13 protein-coding genes are annotated in these 18,618 nt (G+C 44.7%); 1 reads left to right on the top strand and 12 read right to left on the bottom strand.

Annotation, left to right across the window (positions count from 1 at the left end; genetic code table 11):
- Positions 1 to 29 precede the first annotated feature (29 nt).
- The 12 genes from MHB37_RS07270 to MHB37_RS07215 all read right to left on the bottom strand — a co-directional run bounded on the left by MHB37_RS07270 (position 30) and on the right by MHB37_RS07215 (position 17,100).
- A complete protein-coding gene (locus MHB37_RS07270) occupies positions 30 to 1,676 on the bottom strand; it encodes an extracellular solute-binding protein (protein ID WP_076219658.1) in 1,647 nt (548 codons plus the stop codon).
- Between the two features lie 33 nt (positions 1,677 to 1,709).
- Positions 1,710 to 2,600, bottom strand: a complete 891-nt coding sequence (locus tag MHB37_RS07265; RefSeq protein ID WP_076185342.1) for a carbohydrate ABC transporter permease — start codon at positions 2,598 to 2,600, stop codon at positions 1,710 to 1,712.
- A gap of 59 nt (positions 2,601 to 2,659) precedes the next feature.
- Positions 2,660 to 3,586, bottom strand: a complete 927-nt coding sequence (locus MHB37_RS07260; protein WP_076185343.1) for a sugar ABC transporter permease — start codon at positions 3,584 to 3,586, stop codon at positions 2,660 to 2,662.
- 24 nt (positions 3,587 to 3,610) lie between these two features.
- The gene (locus tag MHB37_RS07255; RefSeq protein WP_076305020.1) at positions 3,611 to 4,909 is read right to left on the bottom strand and encodes a 6-phospho-beta-glucosidase; all 1,299 of its coding nucleotides are present in this window, start codon (positions 4,907 to 4,909) and stop codon (positions 3,611 to 3,613) included.
- Between the two features lie 43 nt (positions 4,910 to 4,952).
- Entirely contained in the window at positions 4,953 to 5,933 is a 981-nt protein-coding gene (locus tag MHB37_RS07250) for an N-acetylglucosamine kinase (RefSeq protein WP_076125294.1), read from the bottom strand.
- A 21-nt stretch (positions 5,934 to 5,954) separates the two neighbouring features.
- The gene (locus tag MHB37_RS07245) at positions 5,955 to 6,944 is read right to left on the bottom strand and encodes a LacI family DNA-binding transcriptional regulator (protein WP_248547745.1); all 990 of its coding nucleotides are present in this window, start codon (positions 6,942 to 6,944) and stop codon (positions 5,955 to 5,957) included.
- Positions 6,945 to 7,253: 309 nt separating this feature from the next.
- Positions 7,254 to 11,057, bottom strand: coding sequence for a GH32 C-terminal domain-containing protein (locus tag MHB37_RS07240; RefSeq protein WP_405169082.1), 3,804 nt, complete (start codon positions 11,055 to 11,057; stop codon positions 7,254 to 7,256).
- A gap of 94 nt (positions 11,058 to 11,151) precedes the next feature.
- Positions 11,152 to 12,045: an ROK family protein gene (locus tag MHB37_RS07235; protein WP_405169081.1), complete on the bottom strand. Its 894-nt coding sequence runs from the start codon at positions 12,043 to 12,045 to the stop codon at positions 11,152 to 11,154.
- A 21-nt stretch (positions 12,046 to 12,066) separates the two neighbouring features.
- Entirely contained in the window at positions 12,067 to 13,548 is a 1,482-nt protein-coding gene (locus tag MHB37_RS07230; protein WP_405169080.1) for a glycoside hydrolase family 32 protein, read from the bottom strand.
- A gap of 57 nt (positions 13,549 to 13,605) precedes the next feature.
- Positions 13,606 to 15,219, bottom strand: coding sequence for an ABC transporter substrate-binding protein (locus tag MHB37_RS07225; RefSeq protein WP_340395188.1), 1,614 nt, complete (start codon positions 15,217 to 15,219; stop codon positions 13,606 to 13,608).
- Positions 15,220 to 15,280: 61 nt separating this feature from the next.
- Positions 15,281 to 16,162, bottom strand: coding sequence for a carbohydrate ABC transporter permease (locus tag MHB37_RS07220; RefSeq protein WP_036675818.1), 882 nt, complete (start codon positions 16,160 to 16,162; stop codon positions 15,281 to 15,283).
- Positions 16,163 to 16,179: 17 nt separating this feature from the next.
- Complete coding sequence (locus MHB37_RS07215; RefSeq protein WP_076185370.1) at positions 16,180 to 17,100, bottom strand: sugar ABC transporter permease; 921 nt, start codon at positions 17,098 to 17,100, stop codon at positions 16,180 to 16,182.
- Between the two features lie 465 nt (positions 17,101 to 17,565).
- On the opposite strand from MHB37_RS07215, the gene MHB37_RS07210 reads away from it, so the two are divergent.
- The gene (locus MHB37_RS07210; protein ID WP_076279555.1) at positions 17,566 to 18,603 is read left to right on the top strand and encodes a LacI family DNA-binding transcriptional regulator; all 1,038 of its coding nucleotides are present in this window, start codon (positions 17,566 to 17,568) and stop codon (positions 18,601 to 18,603) included.
- The last annotated feature ends 15 nt before the right edge of the window (positions 18,604 to 18,618 follow it).

Genomic DNA, 18,618 nt, shown 5'->3' with positions numbered 1-18,618 from the left:
TCCACAATTATAAGATTTTATAAATAGTCTTATTTCGTCGCGTTGATTTTCTTAACATTTTCCTGCCATTTTTCGGTTCTGAATTCAAGCAGCTTAGCAAGCCCCGCTTTTTCGGTGTTCTTTTTAGCTGTCTTTAGCGCCGACAACACCGCTTCATCCGACTTCGCCTGAACCATCTGGGCGTAAGCAAGGGTATAAATATCCCCGATATTCTGTGCGATGATGCCGATCTCCGTATCCGGAATCGGATCGGTATTTACAAACTCTGTGATATCCAACGCGGTTTTCCAGGTCACCGTGGACTGCGCCACGGTCTCCCAGGATTTCTGGTTCGCGGAAAGCAGCGCCTCGAGGCTCATTTTCGCCGTATCAATAAAGGTCGTATTTCCCGCCCAGTTAAAGTCCTCGAATTTCCGCATCGTTTCCGTACGCTCGTTAGCAGGAGTCGTCTTGTATTTCTCGTTCGGGATTGGAGCTCCGTCCGCATCCTCTTCATCCCAGTACAAGCCTTTAGGACCGAAGAAAAGCACCTTCTGCCCCTCCGGACCCGTAATCCAGTCAAAATAAGCGAAGATGGCCTCTGGATCCTTGGCCTTTTTCGTAATGACATTAACGTTCCAACCCAGCGTCTCAAAGCCGCTTACAAACACTCGTGTTTTGTCTAGTCCGGATTTATGAATCGGCCATATAATCTCATAACCGCTGTCCGGATTGTTCGCTGTCAGTGCCCGGTGTCCCTCGGCTCCATACGTAGTGATATTGGATTCGACCATGACTGCTACCCGGTTGGTATTGACCTTTTCTTTGACCGCATCCTGGGTTTGCTGCAGTGCATCCTGCGTAATCAGCCGTTCACGATACAGCTTATTAATATACAGCACCATCTCTTCGTAAGCAGGATCATCCAAGATAGATGACAGCTTGTCGCCATCCGGATATCCCATGAGTGAAATAAACTTACTGGTGGAGTTCTCCTTAAAACCACCATACATAATTTCCAGACCTGCCCCCTTCTCCCCAACCTCCAGAGGTACTACATCCGGATACTTTTCTTGCACCTTAAGCAAATATTGATACAAATCATCAAAGGTCTCCAGCGCCGGTCTGCCGAGTTCGTTATAAATATCTTTATTCACCATCCATCCGCCGTTGCCGAATTGCCCGGATGTATACCAGTTCGGGATTTGATAGATTTTCCCGTCTTCTGAACGGAGCAAATTCAGGGTGGATTCCTTCACATATTTCTTGAAGTTCGGATACTTCTCATAGTAATCATCCAGCGCAACGAGTTGTCCTGCCTGCACCAGCCGCTCCACTGAGGATCCCCGGTCAGTAAAAATGACATCCGGTAAATCACCGCCGACGATCATCGTGTTGAGCTTTTCTCCGGCCGCTCCTCCGGATTGTATGGGTTCAACAGTAACCTTACGGTTCTCCTGAATCCATTTTGTCGCCTCATTATCCCCCCAGGGTGATGTCGTAAGCCAGTCATAGTTTCCATAGAAGCTGAAGGTGACGGGCTTGATCCCGCTGCCGTCATCTGTGGCGGCCTCAGTATTCAGATTTTTCTCGCTTGTGTTTGGTGAAGTGTTAGAATTTCCTCCTCCGCTACAGGCAGCGAGAAGAAGCACCAGTGAAGTCAGCAAAAGAGATACCCATTTCATACGATTGCGCATCTTTTCCCTTCTTTCTACATAATATGGAGACTGCTATTCTTTCATCGAACCAATCATTACGCCCTTAACAAAGTACTTTTGGAGAAAAGGATACGTCAGGATAATTGGAATGGTAGCGATCATCATCGTAGCCATAGTCAGTGACTTCGTGGTAATCGTCCGATTCCGGTTCATATGATCCAGCGCGATAGCATTCGATGAGCCAATTTGGGTCATGATGTTGGAGTTCATAATCTGGCGCAGCAGGGTCTGTATAGGGAGCAAGTGATCCTTTGTAATATAGATCGCTCCCGTAAACCAGTCATTCCAATAACCTACTGCGGTGAATAAGGCAATCGTGGCCAGCACCGGGCCGGAGACCGGAATGACGATTCGGAAAAAAATGCCGTAGTTGCTGCTGCCGTCGATTTTGGCAGATTCCTCCAAACCCTCCGGCAGAGCATGGAAGAAGGTGCGGATGACAATCATGTTCCAGACACTGATGATGCCGGGGATAATCAGCACCCAAAAGGTGTCCAGCATACCCAAAGAGCGAACTAGTAAATAACTAGGGATGAGCCCCCCACTGAAGAACATCGTAATCATGAAGAACACCATATATTGTTTTCGAAAAAGCAATGTCTTCTTGGACATTCCGTAGGCTAACAGTGCCGTGAAAAAGACAGACAATGCCGTGCCGCTTAACGTTCTAAGAATGGTGATCAGAAAAGAATTCAGCAGGCGTTGATCCTGAAACACAATATAATAATTTTCCAGGGTAAAAGCTCTCGGTAACAAGGTTACACCGCCGAGCGCCGTATCGCTCCCTAGATTAAAGGAAATGACCAACGCATTCCAAAACGGGTATAGCATGAGTAACGCCAGCAGCGTCAAAAGGGTATAAATACTCCGCTGCATGATTTTGTCGCCAAGGCTTAGTCTCATTGTTCACTCCTCCTAAAAGGTTTATGGAGCATCGGAAGCATTCGCTATGAGTAGTAGTACTACCAGAGACTAACATCTGCCCGGCGAGCGATTTTGTTGGCCGTCACTAGCAGAATGACACTGATCACCGCCTTGAATAGCCCTACAGCTGTCGCATAAGAGAATCTGGCATTTAAAATCCCAACACGGTACACATAGGTGTCGATAACATCGGAGTAGGGTCGCAGAATTGGATTGGTTGCCAGCAGCAAAATGTCCTCGAAGCCCGCACTGAGCAGACTGCCGATGGCAAGAATCATAAAGATAATGATAATGGGGGTAATGCTGGGGAGTGTAATCAAGTGAATTTGCTTAAACCGGCTTGCTCCATCTATAGAAGCGGCCTCATATAGGGTTGGATCAATGCCTGCAATCGCGGCCAGGTAGACAATGCTCCCGAATCCGACCTCTTTCCACACATTTACGCTTACTAGAATCGACCAAAAGTATTTGGGTAACGCCAAGAAGTTAACTGGCTCCCCTACCAAATTGAATCGCTCCAGCAAATAGTTCACCGTTCCGTTATCAACGGATAACAGCGAAAATACAAAACCGGATACAATAACCCAGGACAGGAAATAAGGTAAATAGCTGACGGTCTGGATAATCCGTTTAAAGCCCATATTCCCGATTTCATTCAGCATCAGTGCAAGAAGAATCGGGGCAGGAAAAGAGATAATCAATTTAAGCAAGCTAATCACAAGGGTATTTCGCATCACATTCCAGAACTCCGGCGCCTCGAAGAACATTCTGAAATGCATAAATCCAACCCAGGGGCTCTTCATAATGCCGCCAAAAATATCGTATTGCTGGAATGCCATAACCACGCCATACATCGGAATGTAGCTAAAAATGAATACAAAGATAATTCCCGGCCAAACCATGGACTGCAAATCCAATTGACTGATAAATTTCTTCCATCTACGCGGTTTCTCGGCCGTGTTCATCCGCTTTTCCTCCTCTGGACGATTCTAGTGAAACAACGGCAACAACGATTTGTTCTTCTCCAGCATTTCATCCAGCAGTTGTTCAGCTACGGTGACCGAAGGCACGAGCGGATGATGAACCATAGCCTGTAGGGCTATATCCCGGTCTCCGTGCACAGCCGCCTCGATGGTGAGGCTCTCGTATTGCTTGACCGCGGCCAGCAAGCCTTTGATGGGCTGAGGAATTATACGCAGCGGAATCGGCAGCGGGCCTTGCTTGGTTACCATACAGTTCACCTCAATAGAGGCATCGTCCGGCAAGAAGTCAATCATTCCGTTATTCCTTACATTCAACGTCTGGATATCGCGGGAATCATTATAAATGGAGCGCATCAGCAGCACTGCCGCCTCCGAGTAGTAGGCTCCGCCGCGCTGTTCCAACTGCTTGGGCTTTTCCTTCAGCTCTACGTTCCGGTACAGTTCAAACAGCTCTTCCTCCACCTTCTTCACTACCTCAGCGCGCGATCCAGTCGTTGCTGCTGCTTCCTTCTGTTCCGCAAGCATCGCGTCCGTCATATAGTAATAGCTCAGGTAATAAGAGGGAATCGCTTTCAAAGCATTCAGAAACCGGTAGTCCCAGGAATCAAACGGCACATTGCTCGCCTTGTAACTCTGCGGGTAATCAATGAGCTCCTGCAGCTTGCTTTTACCGTCAATCACGATATCGGATACCCAGTGCAGATGGTTGATGCCGACAAACTCCGCGTAGATCTTCTCCATAGGAAGTCCGAAGAATTCGGAGAGCCACTTTTGAAAACCAATCGGCGAGTTGCACAAGCCTACGCTTTTTACCGATGAGTATTTGTGAACAGCTTCAGTCACCATACCGGCCGGATTCGTAAAATTCAGCAACCAGGCATCCGGAGCCAGCTCCTCAATGTCTTTGCAAATATCCAGAATGACCGGGATGGTCCGTAGACCTTTCATCATCCCTCCGGGACCTGTCGTCTCCTGGCCGATGACATTGTATTGAAGCGGAATTAATTCGTCCCATTTGCGCGCTTCCAGCATGCCTACCCGGATTTGCGTACATACAAAGTCCGCTCCGGCAATGGCCTCCCTGCGCTCAAGTGTCTGGACCACGGTAATCGGCAGTCCGGACTCAGCAATCATGCGTTTGCTCAGTTCTGCAATCGTATGCAGCTTCTCCCTTCCCTCCTCAATATCCACCAGCCATACTTCGCGAATGGGAAGCTCTTGGTGATGCAGGATGATGCCTTCAATAAGCTCAGGCGTATACGATGATCCCGCTCCGATGACAACCAGCTTCAATGTTTCCTCCATGATAGACCCTTCCTTCATCTTTTTCATTTTGGTCTTATAAAAACTAGCCTATTGTGTTCAGTACTTTCCCCTGTGATAGATTATCTAGAACCTTCTGATCTACACGCATACCGCTGCTTTCCATAGCCAGAACGACCGATCCTACAACCGGCTCCCGGGTCAAAATCCTTAAAGTGCCATTCGGAGCCGACAACTTCACTCTTCTCTCAATGGCCCGCCGGATGATGCCTGAGCGGTCTCCCTTTGTCAGCAGGCTGCCTGCAAGTACGATGTCGAAGAAGTCCTCCTCCATGCCCAAGCGATGGATGGCCGATGCCGCAGCCAAACCCAGCTCATCCCCTTGCTTGACCAGCAGCTCGGTGGCAACCTGGTCCCCTTCCTCTGCCGCTTGAAACAATAGTTCAGCAATATGGGGAGGCAGGTCTCTGAAATGATCCAGGTAATCCTCTCTTAGCTCCGAAACATTGGAATAGCCCAACAATTCCGTTAAGCGTTCGGTTAGGACCGTCTCCTTCTCTCTTCCCTCATCCGCCCGAAGGACGCTACGGAATACCTCAATACTTAAATCATAGCCACCGCCATAATCCCCGAACCGGTAGCCGAATCCACCACATTGGTATGTAGCACCCAACGGATTTTTACCACTACAGTTCACGCCTGATCCGCAAATCAGCACGATCCCATAGTTCTTCTCTGTACCTGACCGCAAGGCAATCCAGGTGTCGCAGGAAATCTCAGTTTGGGGAAGATCAAAGCTGCTGATGATCGGTCGCAAAATCCGGAAATCAGCCTCTCTGTCCGCTCCCGCTAAGCCGAACCAGGAGTAATCCAGCTGATCCTTGGTCAGCCCTGACGCCATAATTGCTTCCGATATGGCCTGCTGCAAACTGTTCACCGCCTGCTCACGGTTTATTTGATGATTTCCGATCCCACCCTTGCCAACTCCGATGACCTTCCCTTGTTCATCTGCAATCATTGCATGGGTTTTACTGCCTCCTGCATCAACTCCCAAAAAATACTTCACGGATGATTTCACTCCTAAAATTCAAGGTAATCTAACAGATGCGGTGGATTCACGAATGAGTAGCTGCGGAGCAAGCTTCGTTACAGCGGGCGGCATCACCTCCCCGTTGATCATTTTTAGTAGTAAATCAACGCCTATATTGCCCATTTGTGCCTCAGGTTGTCTGACCGTCGTTAACCGCGGGTAAAATTCACCTACGAACTGCTGATCATCAAATCCAACAATTGAGATATCGTGGGGTACTCGAATTCCCTCTTCCCGGAGAGCCTGAACCATTCCAAGAGCAATAAAATCGTCCCCGGAAAAAAAAGCTGTCGGCAGCTTATCTTCGCGGATCCATCTCTTGGCCACCTCATAGCCGCCGCTTACTGTAAAACTGCAGTATTCCGTTCCGAATGGCGTTAACCCGGCATCCTCGAGCGCTTGGACATAACCGCGCTTACGCTCCGCTACACTTAGAAATACCGAAGGGCCGCCAATATAGGCGATTTGAGTGTGCCCAAGATCGAGCAAGTGCTTTGTAGCCTCATACCCGCCTTGATAGTTATCGACCACGACGCTAGGCACATCCTCATGCTGAAACTGGTTATCCAGCAATACAAACGGAATATTTTTTCTTTTCAGTTCCTCTACATATGCCTTTTCTTCAAGTGGGGACAACAGGATAATTCCATCAACGCGATCCTTCTGAAACAGGAAATTATCGCCTTCATCCTCATTCTCGGCGATCGATAGGGCTAAAAAATACCCTTGCGCCGCCAGCTTCCGGTTCACCACGCGAATAACCCGGTCATAGAAAGAGTCGTTAAAGTTGGTAATCGACATCCCGATGACTCCCGTTTTGCCTCTCACAAGACTCCGCGCTGCTGAATTGGGTTGATAATTTAATTCCTCCATAGCTTTCAGTACTTTCTGTCTATTAGCTTCCCGTACAGAGGGTAAATTGTTAAGCACCCTGGATACGGTCACTACAGAGAGTCCCGACTTTTTGGCTACATCATGTATATTCATCTTAGCTTCCATACCTCCGTCACCCGAAAGTTTAAACGATTAAACTTTTTAGGTAAATAAAAAAACCTTACCTTTCGTGATATTTCTATGTTCTGATTGAAAATTGCACACTGAATGTCAGTTTTGCCTTTATCAAGAACACCAAAATTCTTTACAAAAGTTTTAAGGTTTTAACTAATTTACATTCTACTTACATTTCCAATATCCGTCAATACATAAAATGCAGCCAAAACAAAAAGCGACTCATCCGCAGACAAGTTGCTTTTTAGACACGCTATTCCCCCTTCCATTGCTTCTATCATCCTCAGGTTAATTGGTAATTACCCATTTTTGTCGATCAAGAGTAGGATCAAGCTCGCTAAGGGACAGTGTCGACCCATCCGCTGATACTTCCATCGCTTTCTTATGATGAGCAGAAATAATACTTACGGTCCCATCATCATTTTTGTGAAAAATCCAACGCTGATTGTTATATCCGAGATAAGGGTATAACTGAATTTTATTTTGCCCTGTGTCTAGATCAAGCGCCTGACCGGCTGTTGTACGAATAGAATAGGAACCTGCATCGTCCCCCGTCGGCACGAATACCCACTTCTGATCCGTAAAATCATTCGCATCCTTCAGTGTAACAGCTTCACCATTTGCGAGATTTGCTGTATAAAGGGATTTCTCTAGTTCTGCATTTACTAGACTGGAAGTGGTTAAATCGGCAGGTGTTTCTCCGCTCACGTTAACGTTTTGATATGAAACATTTCCGCCAAATACATGTAGTCCAAAGCGGCCTTCTGCAAATACGCCGTCCTGGAGGTCGATCACTTTCTGCCCATCCACATAAACCACGATATGCGGGCCCTTCGCTTCGATTTTCACTTTGTAGGTTTGACCCGGCTGAATGAACGTCGGAACTTTTGCTAGAATCTGACGCTCTTCAAAACGGCCGTCGATTTTATAAAACAGACGGATGGACTTCATATTCGGATCCAGATTTAAGTAGTATCCGCTGCGTCCATCTTCGCTGGCACGGAACAACATAGAGCCTGCTCCTCCGGATTTCCCTAACATCATCTCTGCTTCATAAGTAAAATCTCCTGCCTGCTTCTCTGCGATATAATTCGCGTCACTCCAGTAATTTCCACGAATCCCATTTTCACCAATGACCCAGGAGGCTGCAGATAGATCTTTAGTCCACCCACTTAAGTTCGTATGAAATTTACCCCCAGATACCTTAACTAATAAGCTAGCCGATGTCTTCCCATTTGGAGTAGAGACGGTAATGATAGACTCGCCTTCTTTTTTAGCTACAAGGGTTGCCTGGGAGTTATCCACCACGTTTAGTTCAACAACATCCTTGTTACTGGAATTCCATTTAAGCGGCTGTGCCCCATTACCGGTACCATTCTCTACCATCGCCAAAAGTATGTCGCTTTGCCCCTTGCTCAGTTCGCGATCACTTGTATCCATCATTATCTTGGTAGCTGAGCCCGTCTCCTGATTCCATACAGAGCCTAACTGATTCACCTTCAGAGATACGACTTTTACGTTGCCTCCTTTGGTGTAAAAACTCAAAGCTCTGCTGGCTGGATCCGGAAAAATGACGTCAGAGAAAACAACTTTACCGTTGTTGCCAAAAACCTCAATAGAAGACTCATCTACAAGGATACGCATCTTAACTCGCTTGTTCTCCGTTTGCATTGCCGCTTCATGTCTTGTACTAAATAGACTCGAAAAATCCGTCAAACCAGATGCAGACCGATCCACGAAAATCCGACCCTCACCAGGTTTATATCCAACAACCGTTTTTTGACTTCCCCCTACACGAACGTTAAAGCCAAATTCACTAACCTGACTACCTGCTGGAATTTCTACTTCAGCTTCAATCTCGTATGCACCAGAGGTAACCCCTTTCAATAGATTCTGAGAAGAAGGACTCACCTCTTTGTTAGCAGTAGAATACAGCTGACTACGCAGCGATTCCAACTCCTTAATCGGACTTTGAGCGAGCTGAATCCCATTTTTTGTCGTTACTAATGAGACTTCTCTTGGGATTGACAGTACGCCTTTCCAATGGCTTGTTGGAAAAGCAAACGGATAGTCCCAGTTTGTCATCCACGCCATCATTACGCTGCGATGATCTGGCATGTTCGAAAAAGACATTGAAGCGTAGAATTCTTTTCCAAAATCTGTTCGCAAAACTTTCCCTGCCGGATTATCATTAACGAATTTACCTTTCGCTGTTAAATGACCCACAAAATATTCAGCATCTGATCCGCCTGTTTTTGAATTCGCTCCTGTACTAATCATCAGAACCCATTTCTTCTGTGATGTTCCGTCTACCGAAAGCTGAAGCAAATCCGGACATTCCCATACACCGCCGCGAACATAGTCCCCGTATCCCCAACTATCTGTTAGGGTCCAATCAAGTAGATTTGTTGAAGTAAAGAAACGAATATGATCTCCACCGGATACAACCATTACCCACCTGTTATTGTCATTATCACGAATCACTTTCGGATCACGGAAATCCCAGCCTCCCGGCTCCCCTCCATTATCGCCTGGATTTCCGATAACCATTGGACGCGTCTTGGAATATTCCCAAGTACGACCTTGGTCCTTGCTGTATGCAAGACCGATACGCTGATTCCCATTCGGGCCATCGGGATTATAGGAAGTGTAGTAGGCAATTAGACCTTTACCTCCTGAATCCCCGAACAAACCTGATGCATTCGTCAAATCTGCCACAGCTGATCCAGACCAAACATGCCCATGATCATTCCACGGCAGCGCAATCGGAAGCCGCTTCCAGTTCAGCATATCTTTACTGACAGAATGTGCCCAAGTGCCTCCGTCCTGATGGAATAGATGATATTCACCTTCGAAGTAGACAAGCCCGTTCGGATCACTGGCAGAACCACGAATTGGCGTATAGTGGTATTGAGGACGATATTTTTCACTATAATAATTGCTGGCATCCGTCACATAGGTATCCTGGAAGTAAGCTGTTCCCTGTTTAACAACGATTCCTGCATATCCATCGGTATAGGTTTCATCTGTTAGATCGATTGCGGCCGGGGTGTATCCGTCTAGAAAGACCTGAATTCTGTTTCCCTTCGCCTTTATCTCTACATGATGTTTTGCTCCGGCCTGACTTGGATAGATATGCTGTGAACTTGCAATTGTTGTTCCGTTAGCTTTCGTCAGACTTACACGAACCTGATTTCCTTCCTTCGTAAGGGCTGCTTCATATCCCTTTGTTCCATCAGCCGATGAACGAAAGGCGAGCGCTGCAACAGAATCAGGACGAAGAGATAGATTTCCTTCATATACAAAATCAGCAGCTTGTTTATTATAAATTTGCTGTGACTTCATCTGGTTTACTGCCATTCCTTTTTTGCCGTTGATATTAGGCTGCCATTGTCCTTTATTTGTAACCACAGCACCCAAATTCCCTTTCAGGTCGCTTACGATAATATTTTGGAACAAAACAGAACCATTCCATACATTGAGTCCCAGCTTACCAGTACGATACGCATCATCCTGAACCTCAATCACAGGTTTATATTCATTGTCCCAATATACTTTCAGTGATGAACCCTCTGCTTTCACCTTGAGATGATAGATCTCTCCTGCCTTAACAGTAACCTTCCGCTCCTCTTTTAATTTCCCTTCACCATCACTTGCGTCTCGTAAGCGGATCATACCTGCATTCGGAACAATTTGGAGCATGTAGGAACCCCAGCCATCTTCATTAGAACGGAACAATAAGGTCGCGTCCGCTTGCATATCCTTGATCATGACATCAGCTTCATAGATAAAATCCTCTGACACCGTTTCGGAGATTGCCATTACATTTTCTTGTGGATCGGAAGTCAGTAAAATCCCTTCCACAGTATCCGCCAACTTACCTTTTCCTTTTATTTGCCAACCTGTCAAGTTTGTGTTTGTTTTGGTTACGCTTTCAAAAATAGAAAGCCCCTCCTTAGCTTGTTTACTTACCTCCTGATCAGCGGGCGCAGCCCAACCCATACCGGGATTGGCTACATATATGCCTGCGGAAGTCATAACAAATCCTGTTGCCATGAGAAAGGATAAAACTACTTTTCCCTTATTAACCATCCTCTTCACCCTCTTTTTCTATCATCAATCATTTCTTTTATTGTAAAATAAGAAGGAGGCCAATTCATTGCACTGACCTCCTCTCTATATTCTTTTACAATTGAGCAGAAATCTGACTTTCCAGTGCTGTGAGTCCAAGAGCGAGAGCACCACATAATCCCGCCTGTTGGCCTAGTCCTGGTGGAACGATATACTCATCTATGTGTTCCAAAATAGTACTTGAGCTGACATAACCGTTCAGGTTCTGTAGCACGGCCTGCCGAATAAGTGGAAACAATTGTGACTGCTGCATAACACCACCACCCAGAATGATTTTCTGAGGAGAGTTAAGCAATATAGCACCCGTAATCGACTGCGCAATATAAAATGCTTCCATTTCCCATGCAAGGTGATCTATAGGAAGTTCATGTCCCTTCTTCCCCCACCTTGCTTCAATAGCAGGACCTGCCGCCATCCCTTCTAGGCAGTCCCCATGATAGGGACATCCCCCTGGGAATTCATCTTCAGGATGGCGTCTTGTAAGAACATGACCCCCTTCAGGATGCACAAGACCATGAATAAGTTTGCCTTCTGAATACACTCCCACACCAACACCTGTGCCAACTGTATAGTACAAACAGCTGGATAACCCTTGGGCTGCGCCCCATTTGGCTTCACCAAATGCCGCTGCATTGACGTCCGTGTCCCAGCCAAAGGGAACCAAAAAGTTTCTTTTCAAAGTGCCCAGCATATCGTAATTTCCCCAACCTGGTTTTGGTGTTGTTGTAACGTAACCATACGTCGGGCTATCTGGGCGTACATCGATTGGACCAAACGATCCAATTCCGATAGCTTCTACTGGTTTGTCTTGAAAATATTGAATAACTTTGGGCAACGTCAACTCAGGATGTTCTGTCGGGAAACTGATCTGATCTTCAATGATCCCATTTTCATTCCCGATGCCACATATAAACTTCGTTCCGCCAGCTTCAATCGCTCCTATACGCATATACAAGACTCCTCTCGGTGACTAATTCTTGTCTTGCTCAGCAGAGAGAGTAAGCTCATAGATATCCAGGGAAATCAGCAAGTCATTCTCATTTTCTGCAAACACAGCAATACCTTTAGATTCTACTCCAGGGAATATAAGATCCGTAATCACTGCCTGGCCTCCATTACTAAACGCCTCAACGGAAGAGCGATCCACATAAATACGGAGATCATTTGACTCATCAAGCGCTACGAGTTTGGCTGAATGATGTCCTACGAAATGTTCATGGAAATCATGCTGGCCCGAAGCCTTCCTGTCTACATAAAGTTCCTCTGTCTCACCGTTGATACCGATCACTGTTTGTTCATCCGCACCAACTCTTACCTTGAAACCTACAGATTTACCCCGAGCGAACTCAGCTATAATCTCATAAGATTCCAAGTGAATCTCTTTAAGAAGAGTATTGATTTCTTGCACCGTTGCATTTTTTATAGAAAGGACTTGTACACGAGCTGATTCCAACTCTTGTACCGGCTTCTGCACAAGAAAGGTTCCCCCTTGTCTTGATTCGAGCTGAAGTTCTCTTGCAATTGTCATCGCGCCACGGAATTCTTCTGCTGGCGTCTTGTTAGCATACATCCAGTTGCTCATCCAGCCGATAAATAGTCTTCTTCCATCTTCCACCGGTATATCGGACCAGCTTACACCTGCATAGTTATCTCTTCCATAATCAAGCCAGCGGACTTTTATCGAATCTTCATCTGGCGTGAACACTTCTCCATCAAAATCCCCTGTAAAATACTGTGTTCTTGATCCTTCCACAAAAGCGGGATCCGCACCGATGCTCACTAGCATCACCCATTTCGTGTTCGAAGGATCGCCATCAATGGCCAGCGGGAACAAGTCCGGGCATTCCCATACCCCGTCATGAGAACCGATTCCTGCTCCGAATTCACTGTCAAAAGTCCAGTTCATCAGATCAGGAGAATGATATAGACACACCGTTTGACCACAAGCTACAATCATCACCCATTGATTAGTATCTTTATTCCAAAATACTTTCGGGTCACGGAAATCAATGAATGTATCATGTTCAAGCACCGGGTTTCCATCATATTTCGTCCAGGTTCTTCCGTTATCCTTACTATAAGCCAAGCTTTGACGCTGAATGGCTGGCTTGCCTTCCGGCATATCCAAATGGTGTGTGAAAATCGCTACTAGACCTGGTTTATCTTCAAAAAATCCAGTCGTATTATTCCAGTCAACTACGGCACTGCCGGAAAAAATCATACCTAATTCATCTGGAGCAAGAGCGATAGGCAGCTCCTCCCATGTAACAAGATCCTTGCTGACCGCATGGCCCCAGTGCATAGCGCCCATAGTCATTCCACCTGGATGGTGCTGGAAGAACAAATGATATTCATCCTCAAAATAAACCATTCCGTTTGGATCATTCATCCACTTTTCCTTAGGGGAAAAATGATACACTCCGCGGTAATTTTGTTTCGCAATCGTAGACATTATTGTTTTCTCCTTTACTCCCGAACACGGTCTTTACCGTATATTATTTATAGTTTATTATTTGCTTGCTCTGTCATAGCCACCTTGTTTAATTTCAAGCCATTCTTGCAGGCCCAGACGGTCCAATTCTTTCAAATATTCATCCCACTGCGCTTCGACTTTACCGTTTTGGTACCATTCAGTACGCATTCTAAGCACGTAGGCAAAAAGATCCGTCTCAATTGTCGTAAGGCGATCAAGTTCTTGAATGGAATGGAATACACTCGGCATTACGTTTTCTGCTTTCATTTTAGGCGCCATGATGTTCTTGATAATATCCATTCTGCCTTTGGCATCATCCGGCATGGTTGTGTATTTGCCATAATAGGAATCAAGGATAGCTAAGGGTCCACCGACACTTGTTTTCTCACGTAGTTCTACAGGAGCTGCACCCTCCAGCGGCAAATGCTTCAGCATTTCTTTTTCTTTATCAAATTCGAAAATATTCTGCTGTTTATCGTCTCCATACGTTCCCCAGTTGTTCTGTACAGATTGAATCGGATCGTAGAGTTGATCAACCCATTTTGCTGTCGTTTCTAAGTTCTTATTGGCGCTAGTGACAACCATCTTACCTCTGCCCAAACCAAGCGCGTTCGTTCTTGTTACGTTAACTTCACCATCTGGTCCAGCAAGTGGAGGCATAACCTCGTAAATGTCATTTGCTCCAGTGATGTTGGCTTTATCCCATGAGAAGTAAAGTCCGTATCTCTGATCCTTTCCTTTTGCAAGGTAAGTACTCCAGTCCTGAGTATAGGCTTCAATATCAATGAGTCCTTCTTTATACAGCTCGTTAATAAAAGAAACGGCTTCTTTGTAATCATCTTTTGCCGCCGTAAATATTACCTTCCCATCATTGCTTACAACCGCGTGGTCGGGGTTCTCCCCCAATCCGAATGAAGCAAATAGGAAAACCAGATCTTCTGCTCCAGGCTTGTTAATAAAGGACAAAGGAATTTCGTCAGCCTTACCATTGCCATTTGGATCTTTTGTCTTGAAGGCAATTAATACTTCTTTTAATTCTTCTGTTGTTGTAGGCATATCAAGGCCCAGCTTCTCAAGCCATTCCACATTGATCCAAGGCATACTGTCTACCGCCTGGATTCTTTCTTTGCCATTGCCCAGCTCTTCGATCCACGGAAAGGCATAAATATTACCGTCTGGTGCCGTAATCATACTCTTGTATTCCGGTGCTTCTTCCAGCACCTTTTTGAAGTTGGGCATATTGTTCTCGATAAGCTCATTCAGCGGAATAATGGCACCATCTTTAGCAAGCTTGAGCAGCTCATAGTCGCTATAGTCCGCATTAAAAATTGCATCAGGAAGATCGCCGCTTGCCACAGCCAAGTTTCTTTTTTCAACAAATACGTCTTTCGTGAAATTCTTCCAATTAATATGAACATTCGTCTTTTCTTCAAGACGCTTATTAATCAGTTTTTCATTTGGATCAACGGGTGCAAGTGGAGAGCTTTGCGTAATAAAGTTCAAAGTTACTTTACCGCTGGCGTCCTGTTCTTTACTAGCTGCACTTCCCCCTCCTCCTCCGCCACCGCATGCAGTAAGGAACATAAACGAAGCAAGTACAGATGCAGAAGCTACTTTCGTTGATACTCTTGATTTCTTAATTCTTTTCATAGGGTATGACCTCCAAATTAGATATGAATGAATTAATCTTTATCTATGTGCAGCCTGTTTCCTACTTAAGGGAACCGACCATAACACCTTTTTCAAAGTACTTCTGGAAGAACGGATACATAACAATAAGTGGCAAACTGGAAACAACAATGGCAGCGTACTTGATGATTTCAGACAATCGTTTCATTTCCGCCATGGCGAGTTGATCGCTGATCATGCCCGGATCTACCTGATTCTGGATCAAGATGGACCGCAACACGAGCTGCAGTGGATGAAGATTCGGATTATCTAAATAGATCATGGCGTCAAAGTAGGAATTCCACTGGCCCACAAAAGCATAAAGAGCGAGCACGAAAACAATCGGTTTGGAGAGCGGTAATACAACACTGAAGAAAATCCGCATCTCCGAAGCTCCGTCGACATTAGCGGCTTCCTTCATTTCATTCGGTACTCCTTTGAAGAAAGTTCTAGAGAGAATGATGTTCCATACATTGACTGCTCCTGGAATGATCACCGCCCATACTGTATCAAGCAGACCAAGATTCTTAACGAGCAGGTATGTAGGTATAAGCCCACCCCCAAAGAACATGGTGATAATAAACAAGGTCATGAAGAATCCTTTTCCTTTGAGCCTGTCATCAGACAGTGCGTACCCTGCACAGATTGAGACGAGAACGGTAAGCATAGCAAATGAAACAGAGTATAAAACAGAGTTACCAAAACCTCGGATCATGGCCGGATTAGAAAGAATTTTTATATACCCTTCTAATGACCAGTCCGAAAGGTTGAATGATAATCCTTTACTGAGCAGAACTGATGGATCCATAAAAGATGCAATCACTACATAAATCAAAGGAAGTACAATGATAAGTACGGCCAGTGTCAGGAAGATCGCGTTCAGCACGACGATAAAGCGATCTAATCCGGAATGTTTAATGGGCATAGCTTGTTGCTCCTTTCTTAGTAAAGACCTTCGCCCTCATTCAGTTTCTTCACGGTGAAGTTAACGGTGACGAGCAAGACGATGTTGATGATAGAGTTAAACAACCCTACTGCGGCTGAATAGGCATAATCGCCCGACTGCAAACCAATTTTATAAACGTAAGTCGGAATGATTTCTGAGGTTGGCAAGTTCATCGCCGTTTGCATGAGATAGGCTTTTTCGAAACCAATGGACATAATCCCACCAGCTGCAAGGATAAATACGATAGCCATAATTGGACGAATGGTTGGCAAATCGATATGGCGTATTCTTTGTAGAAGATTAGCGCCGTCAAGATTGGCTGCATTATGTAACTCAGGATCGACATTAGCAAGTGCTGCTACATAAATAATGGATGCCCAACCGGCTCCGGTCCAAATATCAGAAAGAATGTAGATCGAACGGAAGTACTCCGGACGAGACATGAACATGATTGGTTCACCTGTAAGCCACGTAAAAAACTGGTTAATCGGTCCCGTTGGGGACAAGAAGATAAACAACATCCCGACCACAACGACAACAGAAATAAAGTTAGGTGCATACAAGAACAACTGAATGTTCTTTTTGACGCCTGCACGGCGAATTTGATTTAACATCAACGCAAGCAGGATTGGGATTGGAAAACTCAGAATTAATCCGAAAAAACTTAATTTAAGCGTATTCATAAAGATAACTTCGAAGTTGGGGGATGACAGGAATTTCTCGAAGTTGTACAAGCCTACCCATTCACTCCCCATAATCCCTTTGATTGGGCTGAAATCTTTAAAGGCGATAATCGCACCATACATAGGACCGTATTTAAAAATCAGGGTCAGGATCACAGCTGGTGCGAGCAAAATATAAAGAAAGTAGTATTTCTTTAGATAGTCTAGTAAGGAGCTCTTATGTTTGGTCACCATTGTTCTGTGTTCAGCTTCTATTAGGTTTTGCAATGCCTTTACCTCCGTTCTTATCAATGTTTATATCTTGATGCAGTAAGGGCTTTCAATTGGCTTATGTCCTGCTGCTTTTACAATTTACCAAACACTTAATCGTTCGTCAATACATTTTGTAAAATTATTTATGTGCATATGACAAAGCATTATGTTCATAAATGATGCATATAATTTTACATAATTACAAATGCAGCCAATTTAAATAGGATTGTATACTTTAAAGTCAACATTTTCTCATGAAGATGAAAATGATAATACCTTTTTTGCACATTTATTCGCTGATAAAATGTAAACTAAATTGTGCATTTGTAAATATCATATTGCTATTTTGAGTAAACTAATATACATTAAAGAGAGTTGGAATCATGCCAAACAGTACACTATTTGTGGCGAAGGTTAAGAACAAGAATATAGAGGTGAATTACATAGATGGCCAGGGAAAAAGTAACCATACAAGACATCGCGGATGCTTTAGGAATCTCTAGAAATACAGCTTCCAAAGCCTTAAATGGAACGAATGGTATACCTGATGAAACTAGAAACAAGGTTATAAAGAAAGCGATAGAGTTAAAATATAAACAATTTGCTTTTATGGACACCGAGAGTGTTCAACCAAGAAACTCTGGAAATATCGCTTTATTAACAGAAAACTTACCTAACACTTCCCACTTTGGATCGAAACTGATCAGTGGCATGGAGAAACGAATCAGTGCAGAAGGATATAATTTATCCATGCACATTATAAGAGACATTGATCAGGAGTCCTTGTCTCTTCCAAATAATTTTGATGTCGCCAATGTAGACGGAATTATTTGTATTGAGTTGTTCAATTCCGAATATAGTAAGCTGATTACAAGTCTAGGCATTCCAACTATTTTCATCGACTGCTCTGCCGATATCTGCTACCCTGAATTCCAAGCAGATGTACTTCTCATGGAAAACGAACACAGCACATATCAACTTACAAAAAAGTTAATTGATGGCGGTTACACATCACTGGGGTTCATCGGGGACTATAATCACTGTAGGAGTTTTAATGAAAGATGGGTGGGCTTTAATCGCGCATTGATAGAATCTGGGATTCATCTCGATCTCTCACAATGTATTCTCGATGACGATCGACTATTTTTTTCGAGTCCGGAGTGGGCAGATGCTAAGCTAAGCCAAATCAATCAGCTTCCTTCTGCTTTCGTGTGTGCCAACGATTATATTGCGGTTACCTTTATGAAGTCACTCAAAAATATGCTTTCCATTCCTAATGACCTCGTCATTTGTGGTTTTGATAATGGTCCTGAATCAAGCATTGTAGAACCCCATCTCACCACTGTTCATATTTATAGTAATCAGATGGGTGTCAAAGCAGCTGAAATGCTACTTTCCCGAATTCATGATCCGAAGCAACCCTATCAGGTTTCTCATATTTATACCAAACTCATTCTAAGAGAATCTACACCTAATATCAGTTGATGGATTTAAAAAGAA

It is taken from the genome of Paenibacillus sp. FSL H3-0286 (assembly GCF_045040705.1).
GTDB lineage: Bacteria > Bacillota > Bacilli > Paenibacillales > Paenibacillaceae > Paenibacillus_AQ > Paenibacillus_AQ odorifer.
The sequence above is the reverse complement of the archived record's forward strand: the minus strand, read 5'-3'. Positions and strand labels throughout refer to the sequence as shown.

Bases quoted from the DNA above. Each gene is read 5' to 3' on its own strand.
- MHB37_RS07265 (WP_076185342.1), bottom strand. From the start codon at position 2,600: ATGAGACTAAGCCTTGGCGACAAAATCATGCAGCGGAGTATTTATACC.
- MHB37_RS07260 (WP_076185343.1), bottom strand. From the start codon at position 3,586: ATGAACACGGCCGAGAAACCGCGTAGATGGAAGAAATTTATCAGTCAA.
- MHB37_RS07230 (WP_405169080.1), bottom strand. From the start codon at position 13,548: ATGTCTACGATTGCGAAACAAAATTACCGCGGAGTGTATCATTTTTCC.
- MHB37_RS07270 (WP_076219658.1), bottom strand. From the start codon at position 1,676: ATGCGCAATCGTATGAAATGGGTATCTCTTTTGCTGACTTCACTGGTG.
- MHB37_RS07215 (WP_076185370.1), bottom strand. From the start codon at position 17,100: ATGGTGACCAAACATAAGAGCTCCTTACTAGACTATCTAAAGAAATAC.
- MHB37_RS07240 (WP_405169082.1), bottom strand. From the start codon at position 11,057: ATGGTTAATAAGGGAAAAGTAGTTTTATCCTTTCTCATGGCAACAGGA.
- MHB37_RS07225 (WP_340395188.1), bottom strand. From the start codon at position 15,219: ATGAAAAGAATTAAGAAATCAAGAGTATCAACGAAAGTAGCTTCTGCA.
- MHB37_RS07245 (WP_248547745.1), bottom strand. From the start codon at position 6,944: ATGAATATACATGATGTAGCCAAAAAGTCGGGACTCTCTGTAGTGACC.
- MHB37_RS07220 (WP_036675818.1), bottom strand. From the start codon at position 16,162: ATGCCCATTAAACATTCCGGATTAGATCGCTTTATCGTCGTGCTGAAC.
- MHB37_RS07255 (WP_076305020.1), bottom strand. From the start codon at position 4,909: ATGGAGGAAACATTGAAGCTGGTTGTCATCGGAGCGGGATCATCGTAT.
- MHB37_RS07210 (WP_076279555.1), top strand. From the start codon at position 17,566: ATGGCCAGGGAAAAAGTAACCATACAAGACATCGCGGATGCTTTAGGA.
- MHB37_RS07235 (WP_405169081.1), bottom strand. From the start codon at position 12,045: ATGCGTATAGGAGCGATTGAAGCTGGCGGAACGAAGTTTATATGTGGC.